At 66.0% G+C, this 18095-nt stretch carries 15 protein-coding genes; 3 read left to right on the top strand and 12 right to left on the bottom strand.

Annotated features, from left to right (window positions below):
- A partial coding sequence (locus ASD86_RS27840) for a hypothetical protein (protein ID WP_235567750.1) occupies positions 1-182 on the top strand: 182 nt, incomplete at its 5' end.
- On the opposite strand, the gene ASD86_RS13250 is transcribed toward ASD86_RS27840, so the two are convergent.
- Entirely contained in the window at positions 170-1117 is a 948-nt protein-coding gene (locus ASD86_RS13250; RefSeq protein WP_056111132.1) for a glycoside hydrolase family 75 protein, read from the bottom strand. The two genes, ASD86_RS27840 and ASD86_RS13250, sit on opposite strands and share 13 nt — an antisense overlap.
- Positions 1118-1182: 65 nt before the next feature.
- On the opposite strand from ASD86_RS13250, the gene ASD86_RS13245 reads away from it, so the two are divergent.
- A complete protein-coding gene (locus ASD86_RS13245) occupies positions 1183-1704 on the top strand; it encodes a hypothetical protein (RefSeq protein WP_157476593.1) in 522 nt (173 codons plus the stop codon).
- A gap of 29 nt (positions 1705-1733) precedes the next feature.
- Positions 1734-2735, top strand: a complete 1002-nt coding sequence (locus ASD86_RS13240) for an XVIPCD domain-containing protein (RefSeq protein ID WP_056111128.1) — start codon at positions 1734-1736, stop codon at positions 2733-2735.
- Between the two features lie 95 nt (positions 2736-2830).
- Here ASD86_RS13240 and ASD86_RS13235 read toward each other — a convergent pair whose 3' ends face one another.
- The 11 genes from ASD86_RS13235 to ftsH form a co-directional block, all read right to left on the bottom strand.
- On the bottom strand, positions 2831-4123 hold the full coding sequence (locus ASD86_RS13235) for an adenylosuccinate synthase (RefSeq protein WP_056112691.1): 1293 nt from the start codon (positions 4121-4123) through the stop codon (positions 2831-2833).
- 369 nt (positions 4124-4492) lie between these two features.
- Positions 4493-6256, bottom strand: coding sequence for a hypothetical protein (locus ASD86_RS13230; RefSeq protein WP_056111126.1), 1764 nt, complete (start codon positions 6254-6256; stop codon positions 4493-4495).
- Positions 6257-6858: 602 nt separating this feature from the next.
- Positions 6859-7050: a DUF2065 family protein gene (locus ASD86_RS13225; protein ID WP_036114125.1), complete on the bottom strand. Its 192-nt coding sequence runs from the start codon at positions 7048-7050 to the stop codon at positions 6859-6861.
- 6 nt (positions 7051-7056) lie between these two features.
- Positions 7057-7920, bottom strand: coding sequence for a protease modulator HflC (locus ASD86_RS13220; RefSeq protein ID WP_056111124.1), 864 nt, complete (start codon positions 7918-7920; stop codon positions 7057-7059).
- On the bottom strand, positions 7917-9026 hold the full coding sequence (gene hflK, locus ASD86_RS13215) for an FtsH protease activity modulator HflK (protein WP_056111122.1): 1110 nt from the start codon (positions 9024-9026) through the stop codon (positions 7917-7919). Before hflK ends, ASD86_RS13220 begins: the two co-directional genes overlap by 4 nt.
- 143 nt (positions 9027-9169) lie before the next feature.
- Positions 9170-10468 (bottom strand): ribosome rescue GTPase HflX, encoded by a 1299-nt coding sequence (gene hflX, locus ASD86_RS13210; RefSeq protein WP_056111120.1) that lies wholly within the window; start codon positions 10466-10468, stop codon positions 9170-9172.
- Positions 10469-10555: 87 nt separating this feature from the next.
- Positions 10556-10828, bottom strand: coding sequence for an RNA chaperone Hfq (hfq, locus tag ASD86_RS13205; protein ID WP_036114113.1), 273 nt, complete (start codon positions 10826-10828; stop codon positions 10556-10558).
- Between the two features lie 172 nt (positions 10829-11000).
- Positions 11001-11987: a tRNA (adenosine(37)-N6)-dimethylallyltransferase MiaA gene (miaA, locus tag ASD86_RS13200; RefSeq protein WP_056111118.1), complete on the bottom strand. Its 987-nt coding sequence runs from the start codon at positions 11985-11987 to the stop codon at positions 11001-11003.
- A 13-nt stretch (positions 11988-12000) separates the two neighbouring features.
- Positions 12001-12426: a hypothetical protein gene (locus ASD86_RS26750; protein WP_157476591.1), complete on the bottom strand. Its 426-nt coding sequence runs from the start codon at positions 12424-12426 to the stop codon at positions 12001-12003.
- Between the two features lie 2448 nt (positions 12427-14874).
- Positions 14875-15774 (bottom strand): dihydropteroate synthase, encoded by a 900-nt coding sequence (folP, locus tag ASD86_RS13195; RefSeq protein ID WP_056111115.1) that lies wholly within the window; start codon positions 15772-15774, stop codon positions 14875-14877.
- Positions 15775-16053: 279 nt separating this feature from the next.
- A complete protein-coding gene (ftsH, locus tag ASD86_RS13190) occupies positions 16054-17949 on the bottom strand; it encodes an ATP-dependent zinc metalloprotease FtsH (protein ID WP_036114102.1) in 1896 nt (631 codons plus the stop codon).
- Between the last annotated feature and the right edge of the window lie 146 nt (positions 17950-18095).

The raw sequence follows: 18095 nt of genomic DNA, 5'->3' as shown, positions 1-18095 counted from the left end.
ATGTCCCGGTGACGCACGGCGTGCATCCTGCACGCCGCCCTTCGGGTGTGCTTTTGCTAACGCGAGTTACAAGCCTCGCAGCGCTGGATGGACTGCGCGGCTTCAAGCTTGAGCAAGAGCCTGAAACTCTAATCCCGAATCCCGATCGCGAATCGCGAATTCAAACTCATCAACGCTCATAATCGGCCACGCACGCCGACAACCGTTCCACCCCACCCCACGCCTCAAACCGCCGCATCGCCGCCGGATCGATCCGCTCGGGCGTCATGAACGGCGCCGCGCGATCGCCGCTGCCGGGAAAGATCAACACCACCGCCTTCGGCACGGTCCACCCACGCCCCGCGAACGGCGGCTTGCCGCGCACCTCCAGATAATTCTGCGGCGCCGCCTCGCGTCCGAGCAGGCGACCGTTCAAGGCGATCGACGCCTCGCCGAGTTGCCCCGACGGACCCGAATCGCCGATCACCGCGAACACCGCTCGCCCACTGCCCGGCACCATCGCCACCGCGAGATCGCCGATCTTGGCCCGGCCGGCGAATGCCGAAGGCCGTTTGGGAATCACCAGCGCCGGCGTGACCAATGCATCGACGTAGTTGGCGATGTCGCAGGCATCGCCGACGGCCGGCGCGTGCAAGGCCGTGGCCGATACCAGGAAACCGTCCACCGGCGGACATGGCTTGCCGTTGCGAAACGGAATGATCGACGGCGAAATCCTGGTGGCGCGCAGTTGATCGGCCGGCCAACCCGCGGCGGCGGCCTGTTGGGTGGCGATGCGGCGCGCGCGCAGTTGCGCGCTGGACAAGCCGGCGCAGCCGTCGCTCATCGCATTGCACAAGTTGTTGAGCGCATGCCGCTCGCCCCAGAAATCGTCGACGCTGTACGAACGTCGGGTGCCGTCGGTGTTGACGTTCAAACCCTCGACGAACAACAGCGACGACGCGTCCGCATCGGCCCATACCGCGGTGCGTCCGCCACGCGCGTTGCCGTCGGCTTGTTGAAACGACAAACGCATGTCGCACTGCGCGCCGCGCGCGGGCGCGATCGCCGACAGGTAGATTCCGATCAACACCGCGAACGGCAGCCAACGTTTGACGCCGAATGATGAATGCGCAGCCATGGCGCGCTCCTTGTGCCCAGACCTTGAGGAGAACGCCGGCGCGGGCTTGAGCCGGCCAAGTCTCGTTGACAGGCCATGCCGGTCGAGGTTCACTTCAAGATGCCGCACCTTCCAGCGGCACGGCCAAGGACGCACGCCCCATGCGCGGATCGATTCCAGCAAGATCGGCACTTGTGCTATCGCTATTGACGCTCAACGCTTGCGCAGCGGTCGACGCCCGCTCGTCGACCGCCGATCCGAGCGAAGACACCGCGGCAACGACAACGCGCTACGAGTTCGAATTCGATTGCCCGCCTTCCCGCAAGTTCCGCATCGCCGGCACGACCCAATGGGTGGACGATCACGGCTATCGCTCACAAGTGAGCGAGGTTCGCATCGGTGCCAAGCCGCTCGCCAGACGCTGGATCGATGAGATCAACCGCCGCATTCCCGCCGAGGCCTACCAGGAACGTCCGTGGCTGACCTGCAGCGGCGGCGGCGCTTCGATCGAACTGCGTTTCGTCGACCGCAACGACGGCAGTATCGCGCGCTCGCCGCGTTTGAAATTCATCGTGCATCGCGAAGGAACCGTAGAGTTTTTGGATTGATTCCAGCCATCGAATGCAAGGAGCCCGCCATGGCGAAGATCGGACAGAACAACACCAACCCGGACCTGGCCCAGACCGAGGAACTCGCCAAGGATCTGGCCAGGCAGATCGAGGCCAAGAAAGATCATGAAAAGGTCGAATACGTCGCCGTGGTGTACAAGGACGGCGACGAATTGAAGACCACGCAATTGTTCTCGAAGGGCAGTTACAACTCCGCGCCGCTGAGCGACGCCATCGCGGTGGCCGGTGGCAAGGACAAGGTGCTCGCGGTGGTGCATAACCACACCCAGAAAAATGTCGACATGCAGTTCGACAAATCCACCGCGCAGGCGATGGAACAATTGCCGTCATCGCGTCCCCACGACAAGAACAACCCCGCCGACTGGGATGCCGCGCAGACGGCGTTCGGCGATCGCACCGATGTGGCCTATTACCTGCTCGACCCCAAGGACAAGCTGCGCCGGTACGACTACGCCGATCGCGAACATTGGATCGACGAAGTACGGCCTGCGAACGCATTCGAGGCGGGGCGCGGTGGCAAGAACTACCACCCCGCCCCGGAGATGGATATGCAGCCGTCGCAGAAACCGGCGGCGCCGTCGACGACACCTGCACCGACGCCGGGCTCGGCCGATGCGGCGCCTTCGCTGTCCGATCCGCGCGCCGTGCGCCTGCACGACCAGTCGAATGCAGCGGTCGCTCAAATGGAAGCCGGACTGGGCGTGGCCTGGAACGGCAACAGCGAACGCGTGGCCGCCTGCGTCGGCCGCCTGGCGTATCAACACGGTTTCGACGACATCGTCGCGGTCGCGCCCAATCGCGCCACCGCCGACCATGCCGCCGGCGAACTGATCTGCGTGCAAGGACGCTCGACGAGTCCGGACCCTTACGCCAATCGCGCCGTCGTCGCGACCGCCGAGGCCATGGCGACGCCGGTCGAGGAATCGCAGCGTCTGACTCAATCGCTGCAGAACGAAATCGCGCGGCAAAGCCCCGCCGAACCTTCGCAGCAGGCTTCGATGTCTCGTTGACGACGCATCGCGGACGATACGGCGCGCGCAACAAAAAAACCCCGCTTTCGCGGGGTTTTTCGCGCTAACTATCGCGGCGAACTATCGCAGAGAACTCACGCCCACGGATCGCGCAGCACCATGGTGTGGTCGCGGTCCGGGCCGGTGGAGACGATCGCCAGCTGGCAACCGGCCAGTTCTTCCAGCGCGCGCAGGTAGGCGCGCGCGGCCGGCGGCAGCTTGTCCCACTCGGTGATGCCGTGGGTGTTTTCGTCCCAGCCCGGGAATTCCAGATACACCGGCGTGCATTCGTCCCAGCCGGCCGCGTCCAGCGGCGCGTACTCGGTGCGCTTGCCGCGGTATTCGTAGGCGATGCAGATCTTCAAGGTCTTCATGCCGTCGAGCACGTCGAGCTTGGTGATGCACAGGCCGGTGATGCCGTTGATCGCGACCGCGCGCTTGAGCGCGACGATGTCGATCCAGCCGCAGCGGCGCGGACGGCCGGTGGTGGCGCCGTATTCCTGGCCGCGATCGCGGATGCCCTGGCCGACTTCGTCGTCGAGTTCGGTCGGGAACGGACCGCCGCCGACGCGGGTGGCGTAGGCCTTGGCGATGCCGAGCACGTAGTCGATCGAATCCGCGCCGACGCCGGTGCCGGCGAGCGCGCCGCCGACGGTGGTGTTGGACGAGGTCACGTACGGATAGGTGCCGTGGTCGATGTCGAGCAGCGAACCCTGCGCGCCTTCGAACAGCACGCGCTTGCCCTGCTTGCGCAGGTCGTGAAGGATGCCGGCGACGTCGGACTTCATCGGCTCGACGTATTCGCCGAACGCCAGCGCTTCATCGAGCGTCTGCTGGTAGTCCACCGCATCGACGCCGAGGTACTTGGTCAGCACGAAGTTGTGGTAATCCAGCGCGCTGCGCAGCAGCTCGGCGAGCTGAGTCGGGTAATGCAGGTCGGCGACGCGGATGCCACGACGCGCGACCTTGTCTTCGTACGCCGGGCCGATGCCGCGGCCGGTGGTGCCGATGGCCTTGCCGCCGGCGGCCTTCTCGCGGGCCTGATCCAGGGCGATGTGGTACGGCATGATCAGCGGCGTGGCCGGGCTGATCTTCAGGCGCGAACGCACTTCCACGCCGGTTTCCTCGAGCTCGCCGATTTCCTTCTTGAGCGCGGCCGGGCTCAGCACCACGCCGTTGCCGATCAGGCACAGCGCGCCTTCGCGCAGGATGCCCGAGGGGATCAGGTGCAGCACGGTCTTCTTGCCGCCAATCACCAGGGTGTGGCCGGCGTTGTGGCCGCCCTGGAAACGCACCACCGCACCGATCCGCTCGGTCAGCAGGTCGACGATCTTGCCCTTGCCTTCATCGCCCCACTGGGCACCGAGAACGACGACTGACTGACCCATGAGTCCAAACTCCTGCGCTTGCTGTTGAAGCGGCGGTTGCCGCGAGGTCCGTCCGGTCCAGTCGCAGCCGATGCCGCGCCACAGGGCCATGAACGGAAAAAAGCCGGCGGGGATGGCCCCGTCCGGCTTTTGTGCATTATCCGGACTTCGGGGGGCCAAGGCCACCCCAAAACGGTCCGATCTTGGCTGATCGGCGGCATTCGCGTGGCTTTGTTCATGCACAGGCCACGCAAAGCCCGGGCCGGCGCCCCGATCCAGGCCCGACAGTCCCGGTCCAGACCACTCGGCAAAACGCGGGCCCGGCCTTGCGCCGGGCCCGCCGTCGCCGGGCGGTCCGACGCGCCCGGCGACCTCAAGCGATGCCGCGGTTTACTTCTCCTGGGTCTGCGGCGCGGGTTGCGCGCGCGCGTCGACGTAGTCGTCTACGCCGTTCTTGTTCTGATCCAGACGGCGGCCGCTGAGCTGGTAGTACGTGCGCGAGGTAAGCGGACCGCGGACGTAGGCGCGCTTCGCCGGATCCCAGTAGGTCGCGTTCGGGTCGACCGTATTGGCGGTGAAGTAGACCGTGGTCGACGGGAACAGGTCGATGCTGGTGCCCGGACGGCAGTCGGCGGTGTCGGGGCCGTTGAGGAAGCTGTCGGACTGCGCGCGCTTGCAGTCGTCGGCGGTGATCACCTCATACACGTGGCGCGCCTGGGTGAGCTTGGCGATCGGCACGCTCAGGCCCTTGCCCGGCGACAGAGTGCTTTCGCGCACCAGGGTGCGGGTGGTGTTGGGCCACGGTTCGAACGGTTCGCCGGTGAAATCGGCGATGCGGCCGTTGGCGACCATCTGGTCCAGCGCCAGCACGCGCGGCAGTTCGCGCACTTCCAGGTTCTGCAGTAGCAGCGGCACCGCGGCGGGACCGGCGACGTTGAACACGCCCAGATTGAGGTTGCCGTTGATGGTGTCCAGGGTGCCGGCGTCGAAGGCATGCAGGCGCGGGTTCAAGGCCAGCGGATTGCTCGCGCTGTCGCGCAGGGTGATGTCCTTGATCACGATCGGATTCAAGGTCGACAGGTTGAAGTTCACCCCCGCGAACGAAGCGCCGATGTGGAACAGCACGCCGCCGGGCGCCTGGCCCGGAGGACCCGGCAGGCCGACGCAGCCGCCGGTGGCCCAGTTCGGGTTGGGCGTGCTCCATTTGACGGTGTAGGGATAGTAGGTGCCGCCCTGGAAGGTCTCGGACGGACCGATCGGGCCGATCACCGTCGGATTGATCCACGGGCTGTTGCAGCCGCCGTAGAACCAGTCGATGGTCGGCGCGGTGGCGAGCGGGTACAGCACGCGCAGTTCCAGGCTGTGGGCCGGGTTCGCGTTCGGGTTGACCAGGTCCCAGTTCCACATGGTCTGCAGCGACAGGCCCAGGTTGGCGGCAAGGATCGAGAATTCATTGTCGCTGAAATGGCGCCGATAACCGGCGCGGTCCTCGGCGGTGAGGCTGCCGCCGGCGGGCATCACGTGGTGCTTGTAGGTGTCCTCGCCGGGTCCGACGATGGTGTTGTGGGCCAGGCCGTAGTTATGCCCGGCCTCGTGCGCGGCGGTGCCGCCGATCGCGTTGGCCCAGCGGTCCAGGGTCGAGTTGGCGCCGTTGAGCGCGCCGCCCGGTCCGCCGGTCCAGTCCTGGTAGGTCTTGCCCCAGACATAGGAATAGTCGACCGCGGTGGTGTCGTTGGTGTTGACCGCCTGGGCCAGGCCGAACAGGCCGTCGGCGATGTCGGACTTGGTCGTCACCGCGACGATATTGCGGCGCGGGAAGGTCGCCGGCGGCAGGGTCGTGGTGTCGAGCACCTGGACGTTGAATTCGCAGTAGTCCAGTTCGACCACGTGCTTGACCGCGCCGCGCAGGGCCGCGGTGGTGCCGGTGTAGCTCGGTAGGTCGGCCGCGCTGAACGCCGCCGCCGGGTTGGTCACCGAGCCGGCCGAGAAACCGAACGACGGATAGGTGATCGGCGCGGTCGGAAACACCAGGTACAGCTTGTTGGCTTTGTTGGACGGGTTGTAGGCCGGGCAGGTCGCCGCGAGCGCCGATCCGCTCAGCGACAGCAGGGCGAGCGCGAGCGCGGTGCGCCGCAGTGGTACGCATTCCTTCATGACGCGACTCCATGGTCGTGTAGGTGCTGCATGGGTATGCGTCGCGACGCGGCGACGGGACCCGCCGCGCGGACGCGGCGAGTCGCGTGGCCTGACGTCACCGCCCGCGACGGAAGCGGCGCGATGCGCGCGTCGCGAACAGCCGTTGCCGTCGCCGCACGCATCCTTGCCGCGACTGGTTCTAGGCGCATGCGGGCGATGGCGACAGGGCGAAACCGGGATCGAGCCGGGACAACGCGGGAAGGTTTCGCGTTCGCCGCGGCATTAGGGTGATGGCGGTCGCGACGGCGGCATGACCGGCGTCGAGAGTTGGTTAGTCACGGTGAGCGAGTTGCGCTCGCTGTGGAGCGCGCACGCACCGACCGGCTGGCCCGATCGAGGGCGGCAGGCGTCAGGCCACTGGCCGAAATGTTCGAGGGATGAGTGCTACAACGATGCTCCGTGCAGGAGCGGCGCAAGCCGCGACCGAGACATCGCGCTTGAGTCGTAAGCCTTGGATCGCAGCGCTTGGTACAAGCGCTCGCTTCGCGGTACTCGCGTCGTTGTCGCGGTCGCGGCTTGCGCCGCTCCTAAAGGGGGCTATCGAAACGATGTGGCTAGCGTCAGCTGCTGCGCAACACCCACAACGCGATCACCCCGACCGCGACGACGATGCCGCCGACGATGCGCAGTTGCTTGTCGGGCAGCGCCTGCAACTGTTCGGCCGCGCGCTTCCAGCCATTGGGCGCGACGAACAGGAACAGGCCCTCGAGCACCGCGACCAGGCACAGTGCTCGTATCAGTTCACCGGCCATGTCCGATCAGCGATCGGACTTGAGGTATTGCAGGAACGGATCGTCGTGGTCCAGCACGATCACGCTCTGGCCGTCGGCGAACGACTTGCGATAGCTTTCGAGGCTGCGCTGAAACGCGAAGAACGCCGGGTCCTTGTTCGCGGCCAGGCCGTAGATGCGGGTGGCTTCGGCATCGCCCTCGCCGCGCGAACGCTGGGCGTCGCGCTCGGCTTCGGCCAGGATCACGGTCTTGTCGCGGTCGGCGGTGGCGCGGATCGCCTGGGCCAGCTCGAAACCTTCGGCGCGCAACTGGCTGGCGACCTGCAGGCGCTGCGACTTCATCTGGTTGTACACCGACGCCAGCACGTTGCTGTCCTGCGGCAGGTCGATGCGCTTGATCCGGATGTCCTTGATCTGCACGCCGAGGGTCGCCGCGCCCTTGTTGATCGCGACCAGTTGCTTGCCGATCACCGCTTCGCGATCGCCCTTGACCACGTCGAGCAGCTTGAGCGAGTTGATCTCGTTGCGCAGCGAGTCGCGGATGATCGGCGCCAGACGCTCGGCCGCGACGCTTTCGTCGCCGCCGGTGGCCTGGAAGAAACGGCGCATGTCCTTGATCTGGCCCACGGCGAAGAAGTCGACGCTGACGTCAAGCTTGTCGGCGGTCAGGTAACGCTCGGGCTCGGCCGGCAGGATCTTCAGGCGCAGGTCGAACACGCGCTGGCTTTCGATCAGCGGCCACTTGAAGTGCAGGCCGGGGCCGAGGTCGCTGCGGACCACGGTGCCCAGGCGGAAGATCATCGCGCTGTGACCGGCGTTGACCACGAACATCGACCCCATCAGGGCCAACAGCAGGGCGACGCCCGCGGCAATCAGGGCGGGAACTCTCATCGCATCACCTCGTCACGGGTCTTCGGGCGCGTCGGTCGGCCGACATAGGGCACGGTGCTTTCGGTCGCGGTCACCGGATTGAGCAACTCAGGCTGGGTCAGCGGCACGCTGACCGGGCCGGGCGTGACCGCCACGCCGTTGCGATCGGTCATCGGCACGTTCAGCACCTGACGCGAATCGCCGCCGACGATCTTGCGGTTCTGGCTCAGCACTTCCTGCACGGTGTCCAGCCACATGCGCTTGCGGGTCACGTCGGGCGCGTTCTTGTACTGGTCGACCAACAGCGAGAAGTGAGTCGCCTCGCCTTCGGCGCGGGCCACGGTCGAGGTCTTGTAGCCCTCGGCGGTGGTGCGGATGCGCTGGGCGTTACCGCGCGCTTCCGGGACGATCTTCTTGGCGTAGGCCTGGGCCTCGTTGATCGAGGTGGTCTTGTCGGCGTTGGCGCGCTGGGCTTCGTCGAACGCGTCCTTGACCTCGTCGGGCGGGCGCGCGTTGGGCAGGTTGAGCTCGGTGACGGTCAGGCCGGTCTCGTAATCCTTGAGCGAACCCTGCAGACGCTGGCGCACCTGGGTGGTCAGCACGCTGCGCGCGCCGAGCACAGTGTCCAGATCCGAGCGGCCGATCTGCTCGCGCACCGCGCTCTGCGCGGCCTGCTTGAGCACTTCCTCGGGTTCGCGCGAACCGAACAGGTACTGGTACGGCGACTCGATCCGGTACTGGACGTTGATCTCGACGTTGACCATGTTGCCGTCGCGGGTCAGCACCGGCACGGTCTCGCTGTAGGCCTTGCTCTGGGTCGCATTGACCTTGCGCACGCTCTCGATCGGCCACGGCGCCTTGAAGTGCGGGCCGGGTTGCAGCACACGCGAGAACACGCCGAAGCGCAGAACCACGCCGCGTTCCTGCTCGGTCACCAGCACGAAGCAGTTGAACACCAGCCACAGGCCGACCAGCAACGCGACCCAGCGCAGGATGCCGCCGCCTCCGCCGCCGAACAGCCCGCGCAGCGGATCGATCAGCGCGTCGAGGCCGCGGCCTTGGGGTTTGCGTTGCCGCGACGGTCGGTTGTCGCCGGAATTGTCACTGCCGGGGGTGTTCCAGGCCATGCCTGCTCCTAAAGAAGTGGACGCCAGGCGGAACATCCGATGTTCCGCCTGCTGCACCGGCCCGCGGCGGGGCCGGCACCGGACCGTGGCGTGGGGCGCCACGGAGATACGCGCGCGGTTGAGCGCGCGCGAACCTGTCGATTCTAGGTGGGGGCCTGAACGGTCTCAAGCAAGGGGCGCAATGCCTCGCCATTAGGCTGGGCGAACAGGCGCTCGGCGTCGGTCACCGCGAGGTCGACTTCGACCACCCAGCCATGCTCGTCGGCCTGTTCGGAGCGCACCGCGCCCAGCTCGTGCAGGCGCGCGCGCAGACGCGCGTCCTGCGAGGCGATCCGCACGCTGCCGGTGACGTGGCGCAGTTGCAGGGCTTCGCCCAGCGCTTCGCGCAGCAGGTCCAGGCCCTTGCCGTCGCGGGCCGACACCCAGACCCGGTTCTTGCCCTCGCCCGGCCGGTCGATGCGCGGGGCGACATCGTCGAGCCGGTCGATCTTGTTGAATACCAGCAATTGCGGCAAATCGCCGGCGCCGATATCGGCCAGCACCTCGTCGACCTGGGCGATGCGCTCGTCGCGCAGCGCGTCGGCGGCGTCGATCACGTGCAGCAGCAGATCGGCCTCGCGCGCCTCCGACAGGGTCGAGCGGAACGCGGCGACCAAGTCGTGCGGCAGATCGCGCACGAACCCCACGGTATCGGCCAGAACCGCGCCGCCACCGGGCAGATCGATCCGGCGCACGGTCGGGTCCAAGGTCGCGAACAACTGGTCGGCGGCGTATGCGTCGGCGCCGGTCATGGCATTGAACAGAGTCGACTTACCGGCGTTGGTGTAACCGACCAGCGCCACCCGCGGCAGCTCGCTGCGCATGCGCGCGCGACGCATCTGGGTGCGCTGCACTTCGACCTTGTCGAGGCGCTTTTGCAGTTGTTCCAGGCGCTTTTGCAGCAGCCGGCGATCGGTTTCGAGCTGGGTTTCACCCGGGCCGCGCAGGCCGATCGAACCGCCGCGCTGGCGCTCCAGGTGGGTCCAGCCGCGGATCAGCCGGGTCGACATGTGCTTGAGCTGGGCCAGCTCGACCTGCAGCTTGCCCTCGGCGCTGTGCGCGCGCTGGGAGAAAATGTCGAGGATCAGGCCGGTGCGGTCGACCACCCGCCGCTCCAGCAGCTTCTCCAGGTTGCGTTCCTGGCCCGGCGACAGCCGGTGGTTGACCAGGATCAGGTCGGCGCCGCTGGCGTCGGCCGCGGCCTTGACCTCGTCGAGCTTGCCGCTGCCGATCAGGATCGCCGCATTGGGCTTGTCGATGCGCGCGGTGATGACCGCGGCCACCGTGGCGCCCGCCGATCGCGCCAGATCGGCGAATTCTTCCAGAAGGTCCTCATCCGGCGCACCGCCGGCATGAGGCTGGATCAGCAGGGCGTGTTCGCCCTTCTTGGAACGCTCGAACATCGGGTATGGGCAACGAGTGGAGAGTGAGAACTAATGCAGATGGAGGCGACGCACCGGTTTCTCAATTCTCCCCGCCCGCGGCTCGCATCATTCCGCTTCGTCGCCGCCGTCGCTGCCGTCGGCCGACTGGACATAGCCGCCGCCCGGACCGACGCGAACGTTGCGCGCGGGGACGACGGTGGAAATGGCGTGTTTGTAGACCATCTGACTGACGGTGTTGCGCAATAGCACCACGAACTGGTCGAACGATTCGATCGTGCCCTGCAGCTTGATGCCGTTGACCAGGTAGACCGACACCGGTACGCGTTCGCGACGCAGCGCATTCAGGAAAGGATCCTGTAGGGATTGCCCCTTAGACATCTTCTAGTTCCCCAGCATGTTCTAGTTATTAGGAACGGCGCCCTGCCCTTGCGGTGCCCCGAAGGCAGGTACTCCCGTATCGCCGGCTGTTGTCCCCACAGGGGCGACCGCCCGATGTTAACGCAAGTCCAAGCAAACATTGCGACCCGGTTCCGGGTTTGCGCGCTCCATTCTAAGCGGCGTGCCCCGCCCCGCGCAGCCGGGCGCCGGCGAACAGCCTCAACGCATGCTCCAGTCCGGCCGCGTCGCGCAAAGGATCGAACCAGCGCGCGTCAAGTTCGCCGCGCAGCCAGGTCAACTGACGCTTGGCCAGCTGGCGGGTGGCGTAGATGCCGCGATCGCGGAACTCGGCCGCCGGGTACGCGCCGTCCAGATGCTCCCAGGCCTGGCGATAGCCGACCGCGCGGATCGCCGGCAGGTCCAGCGGCTGCGGATGGGCCTGCAACTGCGGCAACGCGCGCAGACGGCGGACCTCATCGAGGAAGCCTTGCTCGATCATCCGCTCGAAACGCTGCTCGATGCGGCCGTGCAGCACCGCGCGCTCGGCCGGTGCCAGCACCAGCTTGAGCACCCGATACGGCAATCGCGGCGGTGGCGCCTGCTCGCGCCAGTGGCTGATGCCGCGGCCGGACAGGCGATAGACCTCGAGTGCGCGCTGGATACGCTGAGCATCGGTGGCGTGAATGCGCGCGGCGGCGCGCGGGTCGATTTGGGCCAGTTCCGCGTGCAGCGCGGCCCAGCCGCGTTGCTCGGCCTCGATGCCGAGCTGGGCGCGCATCGCCGGATCGGCCTGCGGCATCTCCGACAGCCCCTGCAGCAAGGCATGAAAGTACAACCCGGTGCCGCCTGCCAGGATCGGCATCCGCCCGCGCGCGGCGATCGCGTCCATGGCGCGGCGCGCGTCGAGCGCGAACTCGGCGGCCGAATACGGCTGCCACGGCTCGCGCACGTCGATCAGGTGATGCGGCACCGCCGCCTGTTCCTGCACCGACGGCTTGGCCGCGCCGATGTCGAGCCCGCGGTAGACCAGGGCCGAATCGACGCTGACGATCTCCGCATCGAGCCGTTGCGCCCACTCCAGCGCGAGCGCGGTCTTACCCGAGGCGGTCGGCCCCATCAGGGCGATAGCGAGCGGGCGTGGATCGGCGGAAACGTTCATTCGCGGTGCGGGGTCATGCGCGGTGCTGGCGGGCGGCGGCGGAATCAGCCGGCAGACTCGCACAGCCCGGTTGATGGCGAAAGCGCCGCATCGATCGGCGCGAGCGGTGGACAACCGCGGCGGGCGACCGCCGCGCTTGCCCACAAAAGCTGTGGAGAACCACCGGTGCAAGGCTGTTGATAAGCCCATCGAGCCCTTGCGGCGCAACGCCCGGCGACTGTTTGTCGGTTTTTTTGACCGCGCCGTTACGGTTGTCCACACAGCCTGTGGACAAGCCTGCGGACAGTTTCCAGATCACCCCCTTCCAAGCGTTGCGGCACAAGCATTGCAAGAGGTTTGGCGAAAATTTCGCCAGCGATTTTCGCTTGACGTAAGCGCGCTGATCGGCATCGCCGCGGTGGCGGCCTGCGATGCAGAAGCCCGTGGGGAATGCAAGCATTTCGAACGTTCCCGAGCCGGCGATTCGCCGACGCCTGCGGCCGCGGACGCCTGTCCACAATGCCTGTGGACAAACCTGCGGACACACGCATTGCAATCGGGTTTCACGCCTTGCGTGGCAAGGGCTGGGCAAGTTTGGCGAAATTTTGATCACTCGCCAATCTCGAACCGCGACCCAAATTCCGTCAGCACAGTCAAGCGTTTCGTATCTCCCTGTAGGAGCGGCGCAAGCCGCGACCACGAGCCATGCCCGCGACGTAGGTGCGATGTCGCGGTCGCGGCTTGCGCCGCTCCTACAGGGAGCACTCGGGCTTTCGCGGAAACGAGTGAGTCAAAAGCTGCGCGTGTCTGTTCTGGCGATCACTGTCGTCAGGGCATCGCAATGTCCACATTGCCTGTGGGTAAATCTGCGGATACACGCGTTGCAATCGGGTTTCACGCCTTGCGGGGCAAGGGCCGGATAAGTTTGGCGAAATTTTGATCACTCGCCGGTATCGGGCCGCAATCCAAATTCCGCTAAGACAGTCAAGCGTTTCGTACCTCCCTGTAGGAGCGGCGCAAGCCGCGACCGCGAACCCCGCTCGCGACGTAGATGCGAGGTCGAGGTCGCGGCATACGTCGCTCCTACAGGGGCACTCGAGTTTCACGGATGCGCGGGGCAAGGGCTGGTCGAAGCTCGTCTGGCGACTACCNTGTGGGCAAACCTGCGGATACACACCTTGCAATCGGGTTTCACGCCTTGCGGGGCAAGGGCTGGATAAGTTTGGCGAAATTTTGATCACTCGCCGATATCGGGTCGCAATCCAAATTCCGCCAAGACAGTCAAGCGTTTCGTATCTTCCTGTAGGAGCGACGCAAGCCGCGACCGCGAACCATGGCATCGACGCAGGTGCGAGGTCGCGGTCGCGGCTTGCGCCGCTCCTACAGGGGCACTCGAGTTTCACGAATGCGCGGGGCAAGCGCTGGTCGAAGCTCGTCTGGCAACTACCGTCGTCAGCNTGTGGGCAAACCTGCGGATACACACCTTGCAATCGGGTTTCACGCCTTGCGGGGCAAGGGCCGAACAAGTTTGGCGAAATTTTGATCACTCGCCGATATCGGGTCGCAATCCAAATTCCGCCAGACAGTCAAGCGTTTCGTATCTCCCTGTAGGAGCGACGCAAGCCGCGACCGCGAACCATGGTCGCGACGTCGGTGCGAGGTCGAGGTCGCGGCTTGCGTCGCTCCTACAGGGGCGCTCGGGTTTCCGCTGATGTGTGCAAGGCAGTCGCTGCTCGAACGTTCCCCTGGCAACGACCGTCAGCCCATCGCAATGTCCACAATNTGTGGGCAAACCTGCGGATACACACCTTGCAATCGGGTTTCACGCCTTGCGGGGCAAGGGCTGAATAAGTTTGGCTAAATTTTAATCACTCGCCAATATCGGGCCGCAACCCAAATTTCGTCAGCACAGTCAAGCGTTTCGTACATCCCTGTAGGAGCGGCGCAAGCCGCAGCCGCGAACCATGCCCGCGACGTAGATGCGAGGTCGCGGTCGCGGCTTACGCCGCCCCTACAGGGAGCACTCGGGTTTTCGCGGATAGGTGTGAGGCAAAGGCTGGGCGCGTCTCGTCCGACAGCTACCGGCGTCAGGGCATCGCAATGTCCACATTGCCTGTGGGCAAACCTGCGGATACACACCTTGCAATCGGGTTTCACGCCTTGCAGGGCAAGGGTCGAATAAGTTTGGCTAAATTTTGATCACTCGCCGATATCGGGCCGTAGTCCAAATTTCGTCAGCACAGTCAAGCGTTTCGTACCTCCCTGTAGGAGCGGCGCAAGCCGCGGCCGCGAACCATGCCCGCGAGGTAGATGCGAGGTCGCGGCTTGCGCCGCTACTACAGGGAGCACTCGGGTTTTCGCGGATACGCGTGAGGCAAAGGATGAGCGCATCTCGTCCGACAACTACTNTGTGGGCAAACCTGCGGATACACACCTTGCAATCGGGTTTCACGCCTTGCGGGGCAAGGGCCGGACAAGTTTGGCTAAATTTTGATCACTCGCAGATATCGGGTCGCAACCCAAATTCCGTCAAGACAGTCAAGCGTTTCGTATATCCCTGCAGGAGCGGCAAAAGCCACGGCCGCGAACTATGCCCGCGACGCAGGTGCGATGTCGCGGTCGCGGCTCGCGCCGCTCCTACAGGGGTCACTCAAAGTTTCGCGGCTGCATGCAAGCAAGGCGATGTTCGAATCCGACGGGCAACGCTCGTCGGGCCGACGCTATGTCCACAACGCCTGTGGACAAGCCTGCGGACATACGCCTCGAATCGGGTTCCACGCGTTACGCCGCAAGGCATGCGCAATATTGGCTAATTTTTAGCCACGCGCATCGACGCGCGCCTCCACGCGTGGAGCGACCACCGTGGCCTACCTCATCGGCGACAAGCCCGAGCATTCCCGACGCCGGCTTATTCGTCGTCCGGCCACTTCGGCATCGAAGGCGTTGCGGCGCGCTTGGGCGTTTGTTGTTCGGCCACGGCGGCCCACACCTTGAGCGCGTCGACGGTCGCGGCGACGTCGTGCACGCGCAGCAGCCTGGCGCCGCGCTGGGCCGCGATCAGGTGCGCGGCCACCGAGCCCGCTACGCGGTCGCGCGGATCGTCGCGGCCGGTGATCTGGCCGATGCTGCGTTTGCGCGAGAGCCCGGCCAGCACCGGCACGCCGAGTTCGGCGTAGCGTTCGAGCTGCGCGAGCAAAGTCAGGTTGTGCTGCAGGGTCTTGCCGAAACCGAATCCGGGATCGACCACGATGCGCTTCTTGTCGATGCCGGCCATCTCGGCGGCGAAGATGCGCTCGGCCAGGAAGCGGTGCACTTCGGACACCACGTCGTCGTAGCTCGGCTCGTGCTGCATCGAACGCGGCTCGCCCTGCATGTGCATGAGCACCACCGGGACGCGCAGCGACGCGGCCATGTCGAGCGCGCCGTCGCGGCGCAGGGCGTAGACGTCGTTGATCATGCTGGCGCCGGCGTCGACCGCGGCGCGCATGACCTCGGGCTTGGAGGTGTCGATGCTGATCGGCAGCGCGGTTTCGCGCGCGAGGCGTTCGATCACCGGGATGGTGCGGCGCAGTTCTTCTTCGAGCGGCACCTCGTCGGCGCCGGGACGGGTGGATTCGCCGCCGATGTCGAGCGCATCGGCGCCCTCTTCGGCCAGCCTGAGGCCGTGCGCGACCGCGGCGTCGGTGGTGTCGTGCGCGCCGCCGTCGGAGAACGAATCGGGCGTGACGTTGACGATGCCGAGCACGCGCGGGCGATCGAGCAGCAGGCGGCGGCCGTTGCAGTCCAGGGTCGGGGCTAGGTCGAACATGGGCGGTTCCGGGGGACGTGGAGATCCCGAATGCTAACCGCTTGGCGTGGGGCGGGCTGGGCTCTTGTGGCAGCGGCGCAAGTCGCGGGGTGCCAGCCGGCCATGTGCGGCGGAAGCTCTCGTTCTACAGGCGGACTTCGCGCCCGCGTCGTTGAGTGTGTGGCGTGGTCGCGGCTTGCGCCGCTCCTACAGGGGGGAATGGGGAAACGGCGGCGTGGAAAAACAAAAACGCCGGGGGGTGCCCGGCGTTTTGTTGGAACGCGTTGAACGCAACTTCGGTTAGGTCTGCGCCGCGGGCCCGCCGATCGCGCCCGGACGGTTATCGTCCTTGGACACCCGGCCCGACTTGGCCCAGTCGGCCGGCGGACCCGGCTCGCGGCCGGCCATGATCGCGTCGATCTGGGTCGCGTCGATGGTCTCGTACTGCAGCAGCGCCTCGGCCATCACGTGCAGCTTGTCCAGGTTGTCCTTGAGGATTTCCGAGGTGCGGCCGTAGGCCTTGTCGAGAATGCCGCGCACCACTTCGTCAATCTTGCGCGCGGTCTCGTTGGACACGTTCTTGTGCTGGGTGACCGAACGGCCGAGGAAGACTTCGTCTTCTTCTTCGCCGTAAGCGATCGGCCCCATCTCGTCGCTCAGGCCCCACTTGGTGACCATGTTGCGGGCCATCTTGGTCGCGCGCTCGATGTCGTTGGACGCGCCGGTGGTGACCTTGTCGACGCCGAAGATCAGCTCCTCGGCGACCCGGCCGCCGTACAGCGAGCACAGCTGCGATTCGATCGCCACGCGGTTCATCGAGTACTTGTCGCCTTCCGGCAGGTACATCGTGACACCCAGGGCGCGGCCGCGCGGAATGATGGTGACCTTGTAGACCGGGTCGTGCTCGGGCACGACGCGGCCGACGATGGCATGGCCGGCTTCGTGATACGCGGTGAGCTTCTTCTCGTCCTCGCTCATCGCCATCGAACGGCGCTCGGCGCCCATCAGGATCTTGTCGCGGGCCTTGTCGAAGTGCTCCATGCGCACTTCCTTGCCGTTCTCGCGCGCGGCGAACAAGGCCGCCTCGTTGCACAAGTTGGCCAGGTCGGCGCCGGAGAAACCCGGGGTGCCGCGGGCGATGGTCATCGGCTCGACGTCGTCGGCCAGCGGCAGCTTGCGCATGTGCACGCGCAGGATCTGCTCGCGGCCCTTCACGTCGGGCAGGCCGACCACGACCTGGCGGTCGAAACGGCCCGGACGCAGCAGCGCCGGGTCGAGCACGTCGGGACGGTTGGTCGCGGCGATCACGATCACGCCTTCGCCGCCTTCGAAACCGTCCATCTCGACCAGCAACTGGTTGAGGGTCTGCTCGCGCTCGTCGTGACCGCCGCCCAGGCCGGCGCCGCGATGACGGCCGACCGCGTCGATTTCGTCGATGAAGATGATGCACGGCGCGTGCTTCTTGGCCTGCTCGAACATGTCGCGCACGCGGCTGGCGCCGACGCCGACGAACATTTCGACGAAGTCCGAACCGGAGATCGAGAAGAACGGCACCTTGGCCTCGCCGGCGATGGCGCGGGCCAGCAGGGTCTTGCCGGTGCCGGGCGGGCCGACCATCAGCACGCCGCGCGGAATCTTGCCGCCGAGCTTCTGGAACTTGGACGGGTCGCGCAGGAACTCGACGAGCTCGCCGACTTCTTCCTTCGCCTCGTCGCAGCCGGCGACGTCGGCCAGGGTCACCTTGACCTGGTCCTCGCCCTGCAGCTTGGCCCGCGAACGGCCGAAGCTCATCGCGCCCTTGCTGCCGCCCTGCTGCATCTGGCGCATGAAATAGACCCAGATACCGATGAACAGCAGCCACGGCAGCACGTTGATCAGGATCATGATCAGCGAGGGGCTGCTCGACGGCGGGGTCTGCTCGGTGACGACCTTATGGTTGATCAGGTCGTTGATCAGGTACGGGTCGCGCGTGCTGTAGGTCGTGAACGTGCTGTCGTCCTTGCGCTTGCCGGTGATCGTCGTGCCGTCATCGGAGATCTTGACCTCCTTGATGCGGTCGGTCTGGACCTGGTTGATGAACTGGTCGTAGGCGAGCACTTCCGAGCCCGCGGTACGCGGACCGAACGCCTGGAACACCACCATCAATACGACGGCGACGATCACCCAGAGCAGCAGATTCTTGGCCAAATCGTTCATGTATTTCCTACCCTGCGACCCCACCCGAAGTGGGAAGTCTCGTGTCCTCCGGCGCCTTGTGCGCCGGCGGTAACGCCCAGATTGCCATACAGCCACGCCGCGCACCTGCCGAGATTCGGCCGGTCAGACCCTCGGCGCAATCACCC

The organism is Lysobacter sp. Root690, from assembly GCF_001427785.1.
In the GTDB taxonomy this organism is placed as follows: domain Bacteria; phylum Pseudomonadota; class Gammaproteobacteria; order Xanthomonadales; family Xanthomonadaceae; genus Lysobacter.
Note: the sequence above shows the minus strand (reverse complement) of the source record. Positions and strands in the feature narration are given on the sequence as shown.

What these genes read in the sequence shown, in the direction of transcription:
- hflX (WP_056111120.1), bottom strand. Translation starts at nt 10,468, where the DNA reads ATGTTCGAGCGTTCCAAGAAGGGCGAACACGCCCTGCTGATCCAGCCT.
- ASD86_RS13250 (WP_056111132.1), bottom strand. Translation starts at nt 1,117, where the DNA reads ATGGCTGCGCATTCATCATTCGGCGTCAAACGTTGGCTGCCGTTCGCG.
- ASD86_RS13225 (WP_036114125.1), bottom strand. Translation starts at nt 7,050, where the DNA reads ATGGCCGGTGAACTGATACGAGCACTGTGCCTGGTCGCGGTGCTCGAG.
- folP (WP_056111115.1), bottom strand. Translation starts at nt 15,774, where the DNA reads ATGTTCGACCTAGCCCCGACCCTGGACTGCAACGGCCGCCGCCTGCTG.
- ASD86_RS13230 (WP_056111126.1), bottom strand. Translation starts at nt 6,256, where the DNA reads ATGAAGGAATGCGTACCACTGCGGCGCACCGCGCTCGCGCTCGCCCTG.
- ASD86_RS13235 (WP_056112691.1), bottom strand. Translation starts at nt 4,123, where the DNA reads ATGGGTCAGTCAGTCGTCGTTCTCGGTGCCCAGTGGGGCGATGAAGGC.
- hfq (WP_036114113.1), bottom strand. Translation starts at nt 10,828, where the DNA reads ATGTCTAAGGGGCAATCCCTACAGGATCCTTTCCTGAATGCGCTGCGT.
- ASD86_RS13220 (WP_056111124.1), bottom strand. Translation starts at nt 7,920, where the DNA reads ATGAGAGTTCCCGCCCTGATTGCCGCGGGCGTCGCCCTGCTGTTGGCC.
- ftsH (WP_036114102.1), bottom strand. Translation starts at nt 17,949, where the DNA reads ATGAACGATTTGGCCAAGAATCTGCTGCTCTGGGTGATCGTCGCCGTC.
- hflK (WP_056111122.1), bottom strand. Translation starts at nt 9,026, where the DNA reads ATGGCCTGGAACACCCCCGGCAGTGACAATTCCGGCGACAACCGACCG.
- miaA (WP_056111118.1), bottom strand. Translation starts at nt 11,987, where the DNA reads ATGAACGTTTCCGCCGATCCACGCCCGCTCGCTATCGCCCTGATGGGG.
- ASD86_RS26750 (WP_157476591.1), bottom strand. Translation starts at nt 12,426, where the DNA reads ATGCTTGCATTCCCCACGGGCTTCTGCATCGCAGGCCGCCACCGCGGC.
- ASD86_RS13240 (WP_056111128.1), top strand. Translation starts at nt 1,734, where the DNA reads ATGGCGAAGATCGGACAGAACAACACCAACCCGGACCTGGCCCAGACC.